The sequence below is a fragment of the Halomonas sp. 1513 genome, assembly GCA_001971685.1.
GTDB lineage: Bacteria > Pseudomonadota > Gammaproteobacteria > Pseudomonadales > Halomonadaceae > Franzmannia.
Genome location: CP019326.1, coordinates 641,857 through 656,853 on the forward strand (window position 1 = coordinate 641,857; position 14,997 = coordinate 656,853).

A 14,997-nucleotide genomic window follows, 5' to 3' on the forward strand; every position below is an offset into this window, starting at 1 on the left:
AGAACTCGTCAGATCGTTAGATCAGGCAAGTGCTTTGATATTCGACGCCTGAAGGCCTTTCTTGCCCTGGGTCACGTCAAACGAGACGCTTTGACCTTCCTGCAGGGACTTGAAGCCTTCGGACTGAATTTCGGAGAAATGGGCAAAGACGTCATCACCGCCGTCAGACGGAGCGATAAAGCCAAAACCTTTTGAATCGTTAAACCACTTAACTGTGCCAGTTGTCATAATAAAATCCTTTCGCGCTCAGCGCTTTGCAATAGATCCTGGTGTCACCCAGACGATAAGTAGCGGGTAAAACAAGGAATACAATTACAGGCTGCCGAAAGAATTCGAATGCTTCTGGAACTATGCTTGCTTGCTAACCAACTGGCGCCACAGTGTCATGCCTGAGGGTGCGGGTCAAAGGGTTTCGGTTTTATTTTATCGGCCGCCCGGGGCGACATGGTGGCAGCCGCAACGACGTGGAGGCTTCGCGAATGAAACCTTAACAGGCTATCGTTTGTCGCATGACACGATGAGATCATCCGTTGAGGAGTCAGCATGAGCCAGGAAAGCGAGTATGTTCCACCCAGGGTCTGGACCTGGGAAAAAGCCAGCGGCGGCACCTTCGCCAGCATCAATCGCCCGGTCGCCGGCCCCACCCACGACAAGGCGCTGCCGGTGGGCGCGCATCCCCTGCAGCTCTACTCACTTGCCACCCCTAACGGGGTCAAGGTCACGGTACTGCTTGAGGAGCTGTTGGCCCTTGGGCATACGGGCGCCGAATACGACGCCTGGCTGATCGATATTGGCGAGGGAGATCAGTTCGGCAGCGGCTTCGTGGCGATCAACCCCAATTCGAAGATCCCCGCGCTGGTAGATTACAGCACGCCCAAGCCTACCCGGGTGTTCGAGTCGGGTTCGATCCTGCTCTACCTCGCAGAGCGTTTCGGTGACTTCCTGCCCAGGGACCCCGCGACGCGGGTCGAAGCACTGAACTGGTTGTTCTGGCAGATGGGCAGCGCCCCCTACCTGGGCGGCGGCTTCGGCCACTTCTACGCTTATGCGCCGGTGAAGCTCGAGTACCCCATCGATCGCTTCGCGATGGAGGCAAAGCGCCAGCTCGATGTACTCGACCGGCGACTGGCCGAGGTGCCCTATCTTGCCGGGGATGCCTACACCATTGCCGACATGGCCAACTGGGCCTGGTACGGCCAGCTGGCGCTGGGGCGGCTGTATGACGCCGGCGAGTTCCTTCAGGTGCAGGAGTACCAGCACGTGCAGCGCTGGGCCAAGGAGATCGATGCGCGTCCGGCGGTACAGCGCGGGCGGATGGTCAATCGCACCTTCGGCGAGCCTGAGATGCAGCTCCATGAGCGTCATGACGCCAGCGACTTCGAGCGCAAGACCCAGGACAAGCTCTCCTCCGACGCTTGACCCCGCGCACTCAGTCCAACGCAACGCGCCCGCTACCTGGCCAGGTAGCGGGCGCGTTACGTTACTGCGGCGGAAAGCCGCGCGTCAGTTCGGAGTGGCGACCGGAATCACTTCGACTCTCGCCACGCCGCGGTGAAGCATGTCGAGCTTGCGGGCGGCGCGTTTGGAGAGGTCGATGATGCGGCCGTCGACGAAGGGGCCGCGGTCGTTGATCAGGACTTCGACTTCCTTGCCGGTATCCGGGCGGGTGACTACCACGGTGGTGCCCAGCGGCAGCGTGGGGTGGGCGGCGGTCAGCGCCTGTTGGTCGAACGGCTCGCCGCTGGCCGTGGTAGCACCCTGGAAGCGGTCGCTGTAATACGACGCAATGCCCAGCTCGGCATCGGCTGCCTGCTGGTTCTGGGCGTCATCGGCGTACGCGGGGCCAGCGACCAGCAGCGTCGCCAAGCCGCAGGTGAGTAGTAATCGGGATCGGCGTCCCATGATGATACCTCACGGATCTCATGTTGGCCGTGTGTCCATCGGTGCGATGAGGGGGCCAAAGTAACCGGGATAGTAACTGCCCCGGGGTGGCCTGGCAACTAATCGTGAAGATCGGCGATGATGGCTGCAAAATGGCGACAATCAACCTCGTTGGAAAAATGCTGCAGGTGCGAGATAAGCCTTTGATGGTAAGCAAAGAATTGGAGGCGGGGTCCGCGGCCCCGGGCGATGCCGGCCAGGGTCATCCATCGACGCGCTAGCCGCGCACGCGCACCAGAGATGCTGCAATACGCAGCCGCTGGTCGCCTTGCGGTTGCGGCGCGGCGGCACCTGCTCGCCTAGCAGCGGTCGCTGGCACTGCCGGTGTCTGCACGCTTTCGGTTCTGTTGCGGCCATTCTGCTTGGCTGCATAGAGGGCGGTGTCAGCAAGCTGGATCAGGTCATGGCTGTGATCTTGATGCCCCGGTGTCATGCTGGCGACGCCGATGCTGACGGTAACCGCGCAGGCGGCGTCGGCGAAGTGCGCTGCTCGAGATGCAAGACCATCGTGAACGCGTTGCGCCACCTCGAGCCCACCGCTGGGCTGGGTATTGGGCAGCAGGATGGCAAACTCTTCGCCACCGAAGCGGGCCACCACGTCGGTTGGACGGGCAATCGCCTTTTTCAGGGTGCGCGCTACGCGCTTGAGGCAAGCATCCCCCTGCAGATGTCCATAGCTGTCGTTGTAGGACTTGAAATGGTCGACGTCGATTAGTAGCAGTGTCAGTGGCTGGTTGTCTCGGTTTGCACGCTTCCACTCCAGCGCCATTAGGCGCTCGAGTTCACGTCGATTGGTAATCTCCAGCAGCCCGTCGGTGCGCACTTGGTGCTCGAGCAGGCGATTACGCCCCTCGAGCGCCTTGTTGTCGCGCTTCAGAGTGAGCAATCTCTCCTCTAGCGCTTGGTTGGCCTTGTATAGCGGTCTGACGATAGCCATCAGGACAAGCGCGATTCCGCCAAGAAAGGCAATGCTGAGGGTGGTTTCAAGACCGGGCGGGGAGGCCGAGGCCGCGTGCGAGACGTCTCGCAGGGTTAGGACCGAGGCTGCCAATGGCACCATGGCGAGCGCGAAGATAGTCCCCGCAAGCAGGATATTGAGTTGGGTCGACAGTAGGTTTCTATGCGTATGCGCTTTTTTCATGTTGAGCGTCTCGAGGCAAAGTCTGAGCTGTAGGCAGTTACAGCGTTGCTAGTTGACGGACACTGCTGACGGGTCAAGGCGCTGCTGACCTCCCACGCCGTTCATGTAGAACGTTCGCTGGAGCGCAAGAAACGTGGCGATGGGTTGCGGGTAGCGTTGTCATGCGCGAAGAATCCATGCTGCGCTCATCCATACGTCTGTCCATGACGAAATGGCCCTGATGGGCCTGGATCACTTTTCACTGGAGATTAAACGCAAAAAGCATTCCTTTAAAACTTGCGGATAGCAAAAACAAACAGATAGCAGGCAAGGTTGGCGGCGTTAAGCGTGGGTTTCTGTCTGGCGACCGAAATTGCGCTGAAGTCTGTCTCAAGGAGAAGACATATATTGCCAGCAATAGTGGTTTTGCTAATCAAAACGGCGGGTTGCAGTGTTGGTATCTGGCTACAGGAGGGAGGGTAAAAAGCTCACTTTTCAGACATCCCGTGACCGTGGTGAAGGATCAGGTCGTTCGCCAGCGCTCGTGATGCCAAGGCGAACTCGATCCGCGCCGAGGCCAGCGCCGAGTCGTCGCGGGAGTGGGTCTGTTGTTCGAGGCGGTCGAGGTTTGCCTTGGCATTCGCCAGGCGATAGCCGAGGCCGGCATCGATCATCAGCTGCGGCGTGTCCGCCGGCGGGGGATCGACACTCATTGGTTCGGCAGGCAGTTGGCAGGCGACGTCTGAGACACCCATTCTGATCACTCCTCAAGGCAAGGACCTCAAGCCGCATTATAGTGTGTGGCATTCGCTTCCAATAGGGTTGTAAGCGGGCAGATGCGACGTTATTTCTCGGGGTTTTCACACGTTTCGCCGCGTTCATCGCGCCCCTCACCGGCAGGGTGTTTGGTGCGGTACATGGCGCTGTGGGCCTGGCGCAGCAGCTCCTCAAAATCCGGTGTGCCACCGCTGTAGCGGCTGCTGCCGATGCTCACGCCGATGCTGACGCGGCTGCCGTCGGGAAGCACGATGGGCCTGGTAATGGCGTTCATTACACGCTGTCGGATCTGCGCTACGTCGTGGGCAGTCCCGCAGTTTTCGACCAGGATGATGAACTCGTCGCCGCCGAAGCGAGCGCAGTGGTCACCGGCGCGGGCCTGGTCAGCGATGCGCTGCGCCACGCGCTGCAGTACCAGGTCACCGGCGGCGTGACCAAAACGGTCATTGATCGGCTTGAAGTCGTCGAGGTCGAGCATCAGCAGTGCCAAGGGGTACTGAGTGCGGCGGCTACGCTCGAGTGCCGAAGTGGCACAGCGGGCCAGGCCATTGCGATTCAACAGGCCGGTGAGCATGTCGGTCGAGGCCATGGCCTCCAGCTCGGCGGTGCGTGCGGCGACCTTCTGCTCCAGTGCGGCCTCATGGCGCTTGAGCGATTCGAGCATTTCGGCCTGAGCCTGCTCCTTCTGACGCTTCAGCTTGTTGAAGCGTGCCGCTAAGGCGAAGGAGAGCAGCAGCATTTCCAGTGCCGAGCCGATCTGGATGCCGTGAAGGGTGATGAAGTTGGACGGCAGGATGCCGAGGTTGCGCAGCGCGAACACCGAGGCGCCGAGCAGGAAGATCGACCAGGCCAGCACGAACAGCCTCGCCCCGGGAACCTTGCGCAGGCTGCTGCTGACCGCGCAGGCCATCAGCAGCAGGGCGGCGCTGAATCCCGTCACATCCATCACCTGCAGCGCGGCTTGCATGGGCAGCGTCACTGCCATGATCACCGCCAACCAGCACCAGAGTCGGAACAGGCCGAGCACGCGATGCCAGCGCGGGCTATAGGTGGCGGTATCGAGAAAGCTCTGGGCAAACAGGGTCGCCATCGCCGAGGCCAGGGTGAAGCCCAGTGTCACCAGGCGGGCGCTGTGCTCGCCCAGCCCGCTCCAGAAAATCAGCGTACCGGTGCCGTTAAAGGTGAGGATCGCCAGGGTGAAGCTGAACACGAACAATGAGTAGTGCAGGAAGACCCGCTCCCTGAGACCAAAGAACAGCAGCAGGTTGTAGACCCCAAGCGCCAGCAGCATGCCGAAGTAGGTGGCCAGCCAGAAGTTCTGCTGATCGTTGCTGGCGTAGAAATCCTCGGGCTGCATCAGGTTGGCGCTGAGCATCTTGCTGCCGTGGGACTCGATACGCGTCAGCAAGGTAACGCTCTCTCCCGGGGCCAGGTCGAGTGGAAACACCGCCTGGCGATGGGGCAGGGCGCGCTGCGACACGGGGAGCGCGCTGCCGCTGTCTAGCACTTGCGTTGCCGCGTCGCGGACGATGTGAAGCCGCACATGGTCGAGGAAGGGATATTCGTACTGCACGATCCACCGCTGGGGGGTGGCGCTAGCGTTGCGCAGGTCGCTGCGCAGCCAAATCGATGCTTGGGTGTAGCCAAGGTGCAGATCGCTGCGCCGTTGAGCCGCGGTGAAGGCGCCCGGCTGGCTGAGCAGCGATTCGAGTGTCAGCTCGTGATGCGGATCGGCCAGCAAACCGGTGTGCGGGTCGAGAGAGTAGTGCGTCCGTTCGCTGCTGAGGTCGAGTATCGTGCGCTCTGCCTGCGCCACCTGACCGAGCCAACAAAGCGACAGCAGGATGCCGACAAGCATGCATAGTGGCACTCGGTAGCGCGCTGCGGGCTTCAATAGACGATCTCGCAAGATTGGCCATCAGTTTGGTAAGACTAACGGCGATACCAAGGATACCTTTAACACTTTTTTATGATAGGCGCTCCCTCTTGCAGTACCCGCGACATCCAGGCAGAAGGTATGCTGGTGGCATGGATAGCGTAAGTGAGGTGATGATCGCGATGATGAGCCGGGTCGGCAGTACGATGAGCGTGTGGCGCCCGAGACGCTGGAGGTTGCCCTTCGCGCTCGCGCCACTGGTGCTGCTGTTGAGCGGCTGCGCGATGATGGCCCCCTCGCCGCCCCAGGATCAGAGCAATATCTGTGAAATCTTCCGTGAGCAGCCGCGCTGGTACGACTATGCCCGTGAGTCCCAGCAGCAGTGGGGCACGCCGATAGCCACCCAGATGGCCTTTATCCAGCAGGAATCCTCGTTTCGCAGCCACGCGCGTCCCGAGCGCAATCGCATTCTCGGCTTCATTCCCGGCAGCCGTCCCTCCTCGGCGCGCGGCTATGCCCAGGCGCAGGATCCGGTATGGGGGGAGTACCGGGAGCAGGCCGGCAGTACCCTGGCGAGGCGCTCGCACATGAAGCATGCGACGGATTTCATCGGCTGGTACAACGCGCGTACCAATCGACAGGCGGGCGTCTCATTGAGCAACCCCGAGCACCTCTACTTTGCCTATCACGAGGGGGTGGGCGGTTATCAGCGTGGCACACACCGCGGCAAGCCCCAGGTGCTGCGGGCGGCGAGCCAGGTCGAACAGCGTGCCAGCCGCTACCAGGCGCAGCTGGCCAGCTGCGAGGCGGAGTTCCGCTGTCGGCGTTTCTATCAGGTGGGGCCGTTCTGCCGTGCATGACGCCCAATCAAAACACCCCACGCTGCTGAGCAGGGTGGGGTGATGTCACCGCGTTACATCGGATATTGACTGAAGTTAGTGCTGGAAGTCTTCCTCGTACAACTCGGCCTTGGCATCGCGCATGACGTCTTCGCATGCCGCCTGATGGGCGAGTTGCATCAATAGGCCCTGAGTCACTTCGAAGCCCTTGCCGAGGCAGCTATCCACGTCTTGACGGCTCACCCCGGGGGTGACGTCACAGTCAATCTTGATCGTTCTTCCGCTTCCTTCCAGCCTGTCTGCGACATCTCGCATGAACCAGGCGATGCGCTCTTTCCAGCTGGCGGATTGTTCTGCGCTCTCGTTTACGCTAAACGTGCAGTGCCACTCAGGTTTATAGACCTTCATGAGAACCTCCGGTAGGGCTTGGAAAGAATGATCGATCGTGGTGTCTACTCCGTGCTTGACGATGTTGCCCGGTCATCATAACAGGCTTTGCGCCTGTGACGCAGGCCTAAGCCGTAAGCATTATCGTGGTAGCGTCAATCAAGGTGTTCGCTCAAGGCATCGGCGGCGGCGCGCAGGTGCTGAGCCTGGTCGAGCCAGTGGGCGAAGACGTCTTGATCGGCCGGATGGCGGCTAGTCGAGGTAAGGTACATGGCGTTGACCCTCCTGAGGGTTACCATCTCACTCTAGTCGCATTTTTGCTGCATTGCAGCATGAGATTGTATGTCAGACTAAATCGACTCCGATCCGTCACGGGAGAGCGCAGCATGAAACGCAGCATATGGATGGCGTGGCTATCGCCACTCGCAGTGGCATGGCCGATGGCGGCAGTGGCGGGCGACGGCCAAACATCCGTTGGCAGTACCGGCAGCGCAGTGGTCAGCAGCTCGTCGAGCAGCTCATCGAGCAGCGCGACCGCGGCAGGTGGCTCGCGCGCCCAGAGCTCGGTCAGCGGCCAGAATGCCAGCGTCACGGTCAATGGCCACCAGCTGGACGTCAGCGAAGGTCAACTGCGCCTCGACGACGTGGCCTATGGAGAGGTGACGCCGGAACAGACCGTGACCCTGAGCGTCGAGGACGGCGCGGTGACGGTGCTGGTCGATGGTGTCGAGCGGTATCCCGAGGAATAGCCTGGAAAGCGTGCATGAATGCCAAGAAGCCCTCTTTCGTGAGCCTGGTCAAGACCGCGTTGCCGTCCCTGCACCCCTCCGAGCGCCGGCTCGCCGAATTCATTCTCACCTTCCCCGGTGAACTGGCTAGCTATACGGCAACCGAGCTGGCCGGATTGGCCGGTGTGTCCAATGCCACCGTGACCCGCTTCATCAAGAAGCTTGGCTATCGCTCCTTCGAGGAGGCGCGCCAGCATGTGCGTGACAATCGCGAGGAGGGCGCGGCGCTGCTACGGGTGGCGGGGCGCAAGCAAGCCGCGGGCGATGACCTGCTGCACCGCCATATTCATCAGGCGGTCAAGAATCTCGACCATGCCAGCCAGCATCTATCCCAGGCGATGCTCGACGAGGTGGCCAGCGCGATGCTCGCTGCCCGTCGGGTCTGGGTGATGGGCTTTCGCAGCAGCCATGCGTTTGCCGAATACCTCAACTGGCAGATTCTGCAGGTGATGGAGCATACCGCCTTGCTGCCACGCGCCGGCGAGACCCTGGCCGAGAGCCTGGTCAGCATCACGCCCGATGACTGTGTGATCCTGTTCGGTCTCAAGCGACGCACCTCGGACCTCGACGCCGTGCTGGCGCAGCTCGAGCGCGGTGCGGCCAAGGTGTTGTATATCACCGATGAGAGCGCGCCCAGCAACGAGCGGGTGCGGTGGCACGCCGTATGTCGCACCGCGGCGCCGGGGCCGCTATTCAACCATGTCGCGGTGCTGTCGCTGTGCCACTTTCTGGCGACGCGGGTGATCGAGTTGTCCGGTGCCGAGGGGCGCCGCCGCCTCACCGGCATCGAAGCGATCCACGAAGCCCTCGACGAGTTGCAGTGATCGCTTGTGGTGCAGCGTGTGTCGATATTGCTCGCTGAGTGTGCAGATTCTTCCCCGTTTTGATCGACGATGCGCGTCAATCCTGACGCGCTGCGTGCGATAGCTTGCTGAAATCGAGAAAGAAAAAATATTTTCTTGAAATGATGGCATGAAAATTGGATTTCTTTTGGTGCTTGCGTCTTACATCCGACACCACCAAGAGGTCATGCTCATGTCTACCGTTTCGTACCTCCCCCGCTTTACCCTGACGCGGTTGGTCGCCGCCACTTCCCTGGCGGCAATGGCGAGCGCCCCGGCGGCCTTCGCCGATCCCATCGAGATTCAGATCAACAACACCCTGCCCACAGGCTCCTTCGCTCACACCTTTCTGGAGGAGTTCAGCGAGCGCCTCGAAGACGAGGCGCCCGGGCGCTTCAATGTGCGGCTGTTCATGGGCGGCACCCTGGGCACCGAGGAGGACGTGCTGCAGGGGCTTGGCATGGGCACCCATCACGCGTCCCTGGCGGCCTCTGCGGTCACCCAGTTCAACGCCCGCACGTCGGTATTCGACCTGCCTTACCTGTTCGAGAACCGTGACGACGTGGCTCACTTCATCGACAGCGACGCCGGCGACATGCTGCGCGAGGGCTTCGAGGGCACCGGCATGCGGCTGCTGGCGATGTGGGACAACGGTTTCCGGGTCATCACCAACAAGCAGCGGCCGGTCGTCACTCCCGAGGACCTCGATGGGCTGCGTATCCGCACCCCCAACAGCCGCCAGCGGGTGGCAATGTTCAATGCGCTCGGCGCCAACGCTACGCCGCTGGCCTTCGGCGAAGTCTACTCGGCCCTCGACCAAGGGGTGATCGACGGGCAGGAGAACCCGGCGCATGTAGCCATGTCGTCGCGGCTCTATGAGGTGCAGGATTACCTGTCGGTGTCCAACCATGTCTATCTGCCGACCTTCCTGGTCTTCGGCGAGCCGTTCCTCAATCGCCTGGGCGACGAGGACCTCGAGGTGCTCGAGCGGGTGGCCCAGGAGATGACCACCTGGACCTTCGAGTGGGGCGACGAGGCCGATGCGACGGTGCTGGCCGAACTCGAACAGCACCTGGAGATCAACGAGATCGATTTCGAGGCCTTCCAGGAGGCGGCCCTGCCGCTCTATGACGACCCGGTATTCGTCGACGCCATTGGTCAGGACATGATCGATACCACCCTCGACGTCATGAACGCACGCTGAGGGTATCGCCATGACACCGTCCGTCTTTACGCTCGTCGACCGCTGGGTGCTGCGGCTGCTGGATGCGGTAGTGATCCTGCTCGCAGGCCTGCTGCTGGTGCTGCTCAACTACGCGGTGTTCTCGCGCTTCGTGCTCAATTCGTCGGTGTCATGGGGGGAGGAGCTGCCGGCCAACCTGCTGGCAGTCCTCACCTTCATCGGTGCCGCCTACCTGACGAAAATCAACGAACACCTTGGCTTTGACAGCGTGCTGCGGCTGATGCCGATGCTCTGGCAGCGCATCGTACTGAGCGTCAATCACGCCTTCATGCTGACCTTCGCCGTGGTCGTCTTCTATTACGGCTCGCTGGCCAGCATGGGCTTTCATGGCCGCTCGCTGATCTCCATCGACCTGCCGCTGGCGTTGTTCCGCTGGGCCATGCCGGTAGGCTTCGCGCTGATCGCAGTGATCTCCGCCTGGCGGCTGTTCGGCCTGGTAAGCGGCAGAGTCCACCCCACCGACCTCTACCCGGAGACCGACTGATGCCCATGGATCCTGGCTACATGATTTTGACGATGCTGGTGGTCTTCCTGTTCACCGGCATGCCGATCGCCTTCGTGCTGGGGGTGGCCGCGATGGTCATGATCCTGCTCGATCCTAGCGTGATGCCGCAGATCATGGGTATGGTGCCCTTCGGCGGGGCCAACAACTACCTGCTGGTTGCGGCGCTGCTGTTCATGATTGCCGGTGAGGTGATGAACCAGGGGCGGATCGCCGAGCGCCTGATCAATTTTGCCGGCTCGCTGGTAGGGCATATCCGCGGTGGCCTGGCCCACGTCAACATCCTCACCTCGCTGTTCTTCTCGGAGATATCCGGCACCGCCACCTCGGATGCGGCGGCGATCGGCTCGGTGATGATCCCGCAGATGAAGAAGCGCGGCTACGACGTGGCGTTCGCCGCGGCGGTCACCGCCACTTCGGCGACCATGGCGATCATCGTGCCGCCGAGTCTCAACCTGATTCTCTACGCCTACGTCTCGGATACCTCCATCGCCCAGCTGTTTGCGGCGGGGATCGTGCCGGGGTTCGTGGTCTGCTTCGCGCTGATCTTCACCGCCTACGTGATCTCGGTGCGCAAGGGCTATCCCATCGAGGGCAAGTTCAATTTCAAGAACGTGCTCAGCAGCGGTCGCGAGGCGATCATCCCGATCACCCTGCCGATCCTGATCCTGGGCGGCATCTTGGGGGGCATCTTCACACCCACCGAGGCGGGCGCCGTGGCCGCGCTGTGGGCCATCGTGCTGGCCACGCTCTACTACCGTTCGCTGACCTTCCGCTCGCTGCTCGACACCCTGCGGGTGGCCGGCAAGCGCAGCGCCATGCTGATGTTCATCGTCGCCACCTCGACCCTGCTCGGCTGGTACCTGACCAACCAGGGCATCCCCCAGGACATCGCCGAGGGGATCCTCGGTATCTCCGACAACTACTGGGTCGTGCTCCTGGCGATCAACGTCTTCTTCCTGCTGGCCGGGACCATCGTCCACGGCACCCCCGCGATCCTGATGCTGGTGCCGATCTTCCTGCCGCTGGCCGACCAGTTGGGCATCGACCGCGTGCACTTCGGCCTGATCGTGACCATCAATCTGGGCATCGGCCAGCAGACCCCGCCGGTGGCCTCGGTGGTACTGGTGACCTGCTCGATCGCGCGAATCAGCATCGGCGCGATCATTCCGGCGCTGATCTGGTTCCTCGGTGCGATGCTGGTGGTGCTGGCGCTGATCAACGTCTTCCCGGCGCTGTCGCTGTGGTTGCCGTCGGTCATTCTTTAAACGGACAGGGATGTAGCTATGCGACTTCTGGTCATCAACCCCAACTCATCGTCCAGCGTGACGCGGCATATTGCGTCGGCGGCGCGGCAGGTGGCCGCGCCAGGCGTCGAGATAGTGGCCATGGAGGCTACCGGTGCTCCGCCACTCATCGTCGATGCGGCCGATGCGCGGCGAGCCGAACAGGCGGTAGTCGAGAGTGTGCGCGGCCTCGCGGCGCCGGTGGACGGCGTGATCGTGGCGTCGTTCGGCGACACCGGCGCCGATGCGCTGCGCGCTTTTCTGCCGTGCCCGGTGGTGGGCATTGGCCACGCCTCGCTGCTGACCGCCGCGGCGCTGGGTGGGCCCTTTGCCATCGTCTCGTTCGCCCCGGCGGTGGTGCCCTCGATGCGCTGGATGGTCGAGGATTATCGAATGCAGCACCTGTTCAGCGGTATCCATGTGATCGACACGCCGCTACCCGATGATCCTGGTGAGATTCAGGCGGTTGCCGCCGAGGCGCTGCTGGCGCTGTGCCTGCAAGTGGCCGAGCAGGGCGAATGCCGCAGTATCATCCTCGCGGGCGGGCCGCTGGCTGGGTTGGCCCCGCAGTTGGCCCCGGCGCTACCGCTACCGCTAATCGATCCGACCCAGGCGGCCGTGATGCTGCAGCACTCCCTGCAGGCGGCACGCGGCGCGCCCCGCAGTGGCGGCTCGCCGCCTGACTAGCCTGGGGCGGAGAAATATCGCCGCCGGGCGGCACCTGTTGTGCGCTTTCTGGTATCCTCGCCGCCCGCATTCTCGCCTCAGGTACTCCGCCGTGTCCGATATCCCCGCCGACGCTGCTTTCAGCGCGCTGCCGCTGGCCCCCGAACTGCTCGCCAACCTCGAGGCGCTGGGCTATCAGCGCATGACGCCGGTACAGGCGAAGGGGCTGCCGCCGATGCTGGCCGGCCGCGACCTGATCGCCCAGGCCCAGACCGGTTCGGGCAAGACCGCGGCGTTCGGCCTGGGGCTGCTGTCGCGGCTCGAGGTGGCGAGCTTTCGCGTGCAGGCGCTGGTGCTGTGCCCGACCCGCGAGCTGGCCGATCAGGTCGCCGAGGAGCTGCGCCGCCTGGCGCGGCTGCTGGCCAAGGTCAAGGTGCTGACGCTATGCGGCGGCGCGGCGCTGGGCCCGCAGCTCAGCTCGCTGGCCCACGGCGCGCACATCGTGGTGGGCACCCCGGGGCGCGTCGAGGAGCATCTGCGCAAGGGCTCGCTGAACCTGCGCGGCCTGGAAACGCTGGTGCTCGACGAGGCCGACCGCATGCTCGACATGGGCTTTCAGGCGTCGCTCGAGGCGATCGTTGCCGAGACCCCGCCGCGCCGCCAGACCTGGCTGTTCAGCGCCACTTACAGCGAGGCGGTCAAGGCGGTGGCCGAGGCGCTGCTGCGCGAGCCGGCCCGCGTCGAGATCGCCTCGACCCATGACGCCGGCAGCATCGACCAGCGGGTCTACCGCGTCGCCGACGAGGCGGCGCGCTTCGACGCCCTGCGACGCCTGCTGCTGGCGCTGCGGCCCACCTCGAGCGTGGTGTTCTGCAACACCAAGCGTGAGACCGATGAGGTGGCCGCGGCGCTGTGCGACGCAGGGTTCAGCGCCCTGGCGCTGCACGGCGACCTCGAGCAGGCCGACCGCGACCGGCTGCTGGTGCTGTTTGCCAACCGCAGCGCCTCGATCCTGGTGGCCACCGACGTGGCGGCCCGCGGGCTGGACATCGCCGCGCTGGACGCGGTCTTCAACTACCAGATCGCCCGCGACCTGGAGGTGCATGTCCACCGGGTCGGGCGCACCGGGCGCGCGGGAGATTCCGGCGTCGCCTGCACGCTGGTCAGCGAGGCCGAAAGCTACCGCCTCGAGCGCCTCGTCGAGTTTCTCGGCGCGCCCCTCGAGGAAGCGACGCTGCCGCCGCGCAGCGTGCTCGAGCGCGAGCCGGTGGCGCCGCCGATGGCGACCCTGCAGCTCGGCAGCGGCAAGCAGCAGAAACTGCGCCCCGGCGATATACTGGGTGCACTGACCGGCGAGGGCGGTATTTCAGGTGACCAGGTCGGCAAGATCAAGGTGCTGGCGCGCAGCGCCTATGTCGCGGTCAGCCGCGAGGCGGTCGAGCAGGCCCTGGCCAAGCTGAGCGCCGACCCGCTCAAGGGGCGCCGCGTTCGCGTGCGCCGAATTCGCCACTGATATATGCCACACTAAGGCCATGAAAATACCCAAACGTCTACAGCCGCTGATCGAGGATGGGATGATCGATGAGGTCGTCACCCAGCTGATGAGCGGTAAGGAAGCCCAGGTCTACGTGGTGCGCTGCGGCGAGGCGCTGCGCTGCGCCAAGGTCTTCAAGGAAGCCAAGCAGCGCAGTTTCAAGCAGGCGGCGCAGTATCAGGAGGGGCGCCGCGATCGCAACAGCCGCCGCACGCGCGCCATGGCCAAGAAGACCCGCTACGGCCAGAAGGAGCAGGAGCAGGCCTGGCTGAACGCCGAGGTCGATGCGCTCTACCGGCTGGCGGCGGCCGAGGTGCGCGTGCCGCAGCCGTTTGGCTTCGTCGACGGCGTGCTGCTGATGGAGATGATCCAGGACGCAGACGGCTACGCCGCCCCGCGCCTCGACGACGTGAGCCTGAGCGCCGAGCAGGCCATCGACTATCACGCCCAAGTGATGCGCGACGTGGTACGCATGCTGTGTGCCGGCCTGGTGCACGGCGACCTCTCCGAGTTCAACGTGCTGGTCGACGCCCACGGTCCGGTGATCATCGACCTGCCCCAGGCGGTGGACGCCGCAGGTAATAACAGCGCCGCGAGCATGCTCGAGCGTGACGTCGACAACATGCGCCGCTACTTCGGCCGCTTCGCGCCGGCGCTGCTCGACACCGACTACGGCAAGGAGATCTGGGCGCTGTATGCCGCCGGCGAGCTGCTGCCGGACACGCCGCTGACCGGCTGTTTTACCCCCGACACCCGCGCGGTCGACGTCGACCAACTACTCGAGGTCATCGAAGACGCCCGTGAGGCCCACGCCGAGCGCATGGCGGCGCTGGCCGATGAGCAGCAAGACGAGCACTGATCGAGTAAGTCATTTAATAAGCGTCAGTTTTTATAATAGGGAAGCGTAATATAAAAAGTTATTTATGCGGCGGTCGACTATAACGGTTAAGTGTTATGGCGACTTCCGTAAAGCAGTTGTTTACCATCTTTTACACGACTCCTCCGGCGTATGCCTAAAGTCGGCGCGGCGAGTGCCGATAATCGAAGCAAGAACATCACCACTCGATAATATCGTCTCGGCAGCCTGACACGTGCAGGCCTGCCGGCGCCTCGCCGATTCGCAGAGGAGCTACGCCATGAATCAAATGCTGACGCCGTCCCCCGATGATTATCACCATGATCGGGATAATCGGCAC

General features: G+C 63.0%; 16 protein-coding genes. 10 read left to right on the forward strand and 6 right to left on the reverse strand.

What is annotated here, in order from left to right:
* Positions 1-21: 21 nt before the first annotated feature.
* Complete coding sequence (locus BWR19_02945) at positions 22-228, reverse strand: cold-shock protein (GenBank protein ID APX91989.1); 207 nt, start codon at positions 226-228, stop codon at positions 22-24.
* 315 nt (positions 229-543) lie between these two features.
* Here BWR19_02945 and BWR19_02950 point away from each other — a divergent pair, with 315 nt between their 5' ends.
* Complete coding sequence (locus BWR19_02950; GenBank protein ID APX91990.1) at positions 544-1,419, forward strand: glutathione-dependent disulfide-bond oxidoreductase; 876 nt, start codon at positions 544-546, stop codon at positions 1,417-1,419.
* An 84-nt stretch (positions 1,420-1,503) separates the two neighbouring features.
* Here BWR19_02950 and BWR19_02955 read toward each other — a convergent pair whose 3' ends face one another.
* The 4 genes from BWR19_02955 to BWR19_02970 all read right to left on the reverse strand — a co-directional run bounded on the left by BWR19_02955 (position 1,504) and on the right by BWR19_02970 (position 5,696).
* A complete protein-coding gene (locus BWR19_02955; GenBank protein APX91991.1) occupies positions 1,504-1,902 on the reverse strand; it encodes a hypothetical protein in 399 nt (132 codons plus the stop codon).
* Positions 1,903-2,158: 256 nt separating this feature from the next.
* On the reverse strand, positions 2,159-3,082 hold the full coding sequence (locus tag BWR19_02960; protein ID APX91992.1) for a hypothetical protein: 924 nt from the start codon (positions 3,080-3,082) through the stop codon (positions 2,159-2,161).
* A gap of 467 nt (positions 3,083-3,549) precedes the next feature.
* The gene (locus tag BWR19_02965; GenBank protein ID APX91993.1) at positions 3,550-3,816 is read right to left on the reverse strand and encodes a hypothetical protein; all 267 of its coding nucleotides are present in this window, start codon (positions 3,814-3,816) and stop codon (positions 3,550-3,552) included.
* An 89-nt stretch (positions 3,817-3,905) separates the two neighbouring features.
* The gene (locus tag BWR19_02970) at positions 3,906-5,696 is read right to left on the reverse strand and encodes a sensor domain-containing diguanylate cyclase (protein APX91994.1); all 1,791 of its coding nucleotides are present in this window, start codon (positions 5,694-5,696) and stop codon (positions 3,906-3,908) included.
* 224 nt (positions 5,697-5,920) lie between these two features.
* Here BWR19_02970 and BWR19_02975 point away from each other — a divergent pair, with 224 nt between their 5' ends.
* A complete protein-coding gene (locus BWR19_02975) occupies positions 5,921-6,574 on the forward strand; it encodes a lysozyme-like domain containing protein (GenBank protein ID APX94870.1) in 654 nt (217 codons plus the stop codon).
* Between the two features lie 75 nt (positions 6,575-6,649).
* Here BWR19_02975 and BWR19_02980 read toward each other — a convergent pair whose 3' ends face one another.
* On the reverse strand, positions 6,650-6,961 hold the full coding sequence (locus tag BWR19_02980; GenBank protein APX91995.1) for a hypothetical protein: 312 nt from the start codon (positions 6,959-6,961) through the stop codon (positions 6,650-6,652).
* A 419-nt stretch (positions 6,962-7,380) separates the two neighbouring features.
* Here BWR19_02980 and BWR19_02985 point away from each other — a divergent pair, with 419 nt between their 5' ends.
* The 8 genes from BWR19_02985 (at position 7,381) to BWR19_03020 (ending at position 14,660) form a co-directional block, all read left to right on the forward strand.
* Positions 7,381-7,689, forward strand: a complete 309-nt coding sequence (locus BWR19_02985) for a hypothetical protein (protein APX91996.1) — start codon at positions 7,381-7,383, stop codon at positions 7,687-7,689.
* Positions 7,690-7,703: 14 nt separating this feature from the next.
* On the forward strand, positions 7,704-8,552 hold the full coding sequence (locus tag BWR19_02990; GenBank protein ID APX91997.1) for a DNA-binding protein: 849 nt from the start codon (positions 7,704-7,706) through the stop codon (positions 8,550-8,552).
* Between the two features lie 211 nt (positions 8,553-8,763).
* Positions 8,764-9,774 (forward strand): C4-dicarboxylate ABC transporter, encoded by a 1,011-nt coding sequence (locus BWR19_02995; protein ID APX91998.1) that lies wholly within the window; start codon positions 8,764-8,766, stop codon positions 9,772-9,774.
* 10 nt (positions 9,775-9,784) lie between these two features.
* Positions 9,785-10,297: a C4-dicarboxylate ABC transporter permease gene (locus tag BWR19_03000; GenBank protein ID APX91999.1), complete on the forward strand. Its 513-nt coding sequence runs from the start codon at positions 9,785-9,787 to the stop codon at positions 10,295-10,297.
* Positions 10,297-11,583: a C4-dicarboxylate ABC transporter gene (locus BWR19_03005; GenBank protein ID APX92000.1), complete on the forward strand. Its 1,287-nt coding sequence runs from the start codon at positions 10,297-10,299 to the stop codon at positions 11,581-11,583. Before BWR19_03000 ends, BWR19_03005 begins: the two co-directional genes overlap by 1 nt.
* An 18-nt stretch (positions 11,584-11,601) precedes the next feature.
* Complete coding sequence (locus BWR19_03010) at positions 11,602-12,288, forward strand: hypothetical protein (GenBank protein ID APX92001.1); 687 nt, start codon at positions 11,602-11,604, stop codon at positions 12,286-12,288.
* A 100-nt stretch (positions 12,289-12,388) separates the two neighbouring features.
* Positions 12,389-13,780 (forward strand): ATP-dependent RNA helicase DbpA, encoded by a 1,392-nt coding sequence (locus BWR19_03015; GenBank protein ID APX94871.1) that lies wholly within the window; start codon positions 12,389-12,391, stop codon positions 13,778-13,780.
* Positions 13,781-13,799: 19 nt separating this feature from the next.
* Positions 13,800-14,660 carry a serine protein kinase RIO gene (locus BWR19_03020; GenBank protein ID APX92002.1) on the forward strand — a complete coding sequence of 287 codons (861 nt, stop codon included), beginning with the start codon at positions 13,800-13,802 and terminating at the stop codon, positions 14,658-14,660.
* The last annotated feature ends 337 nt before the right edge of the window (positions 14,661-14,997 follow it).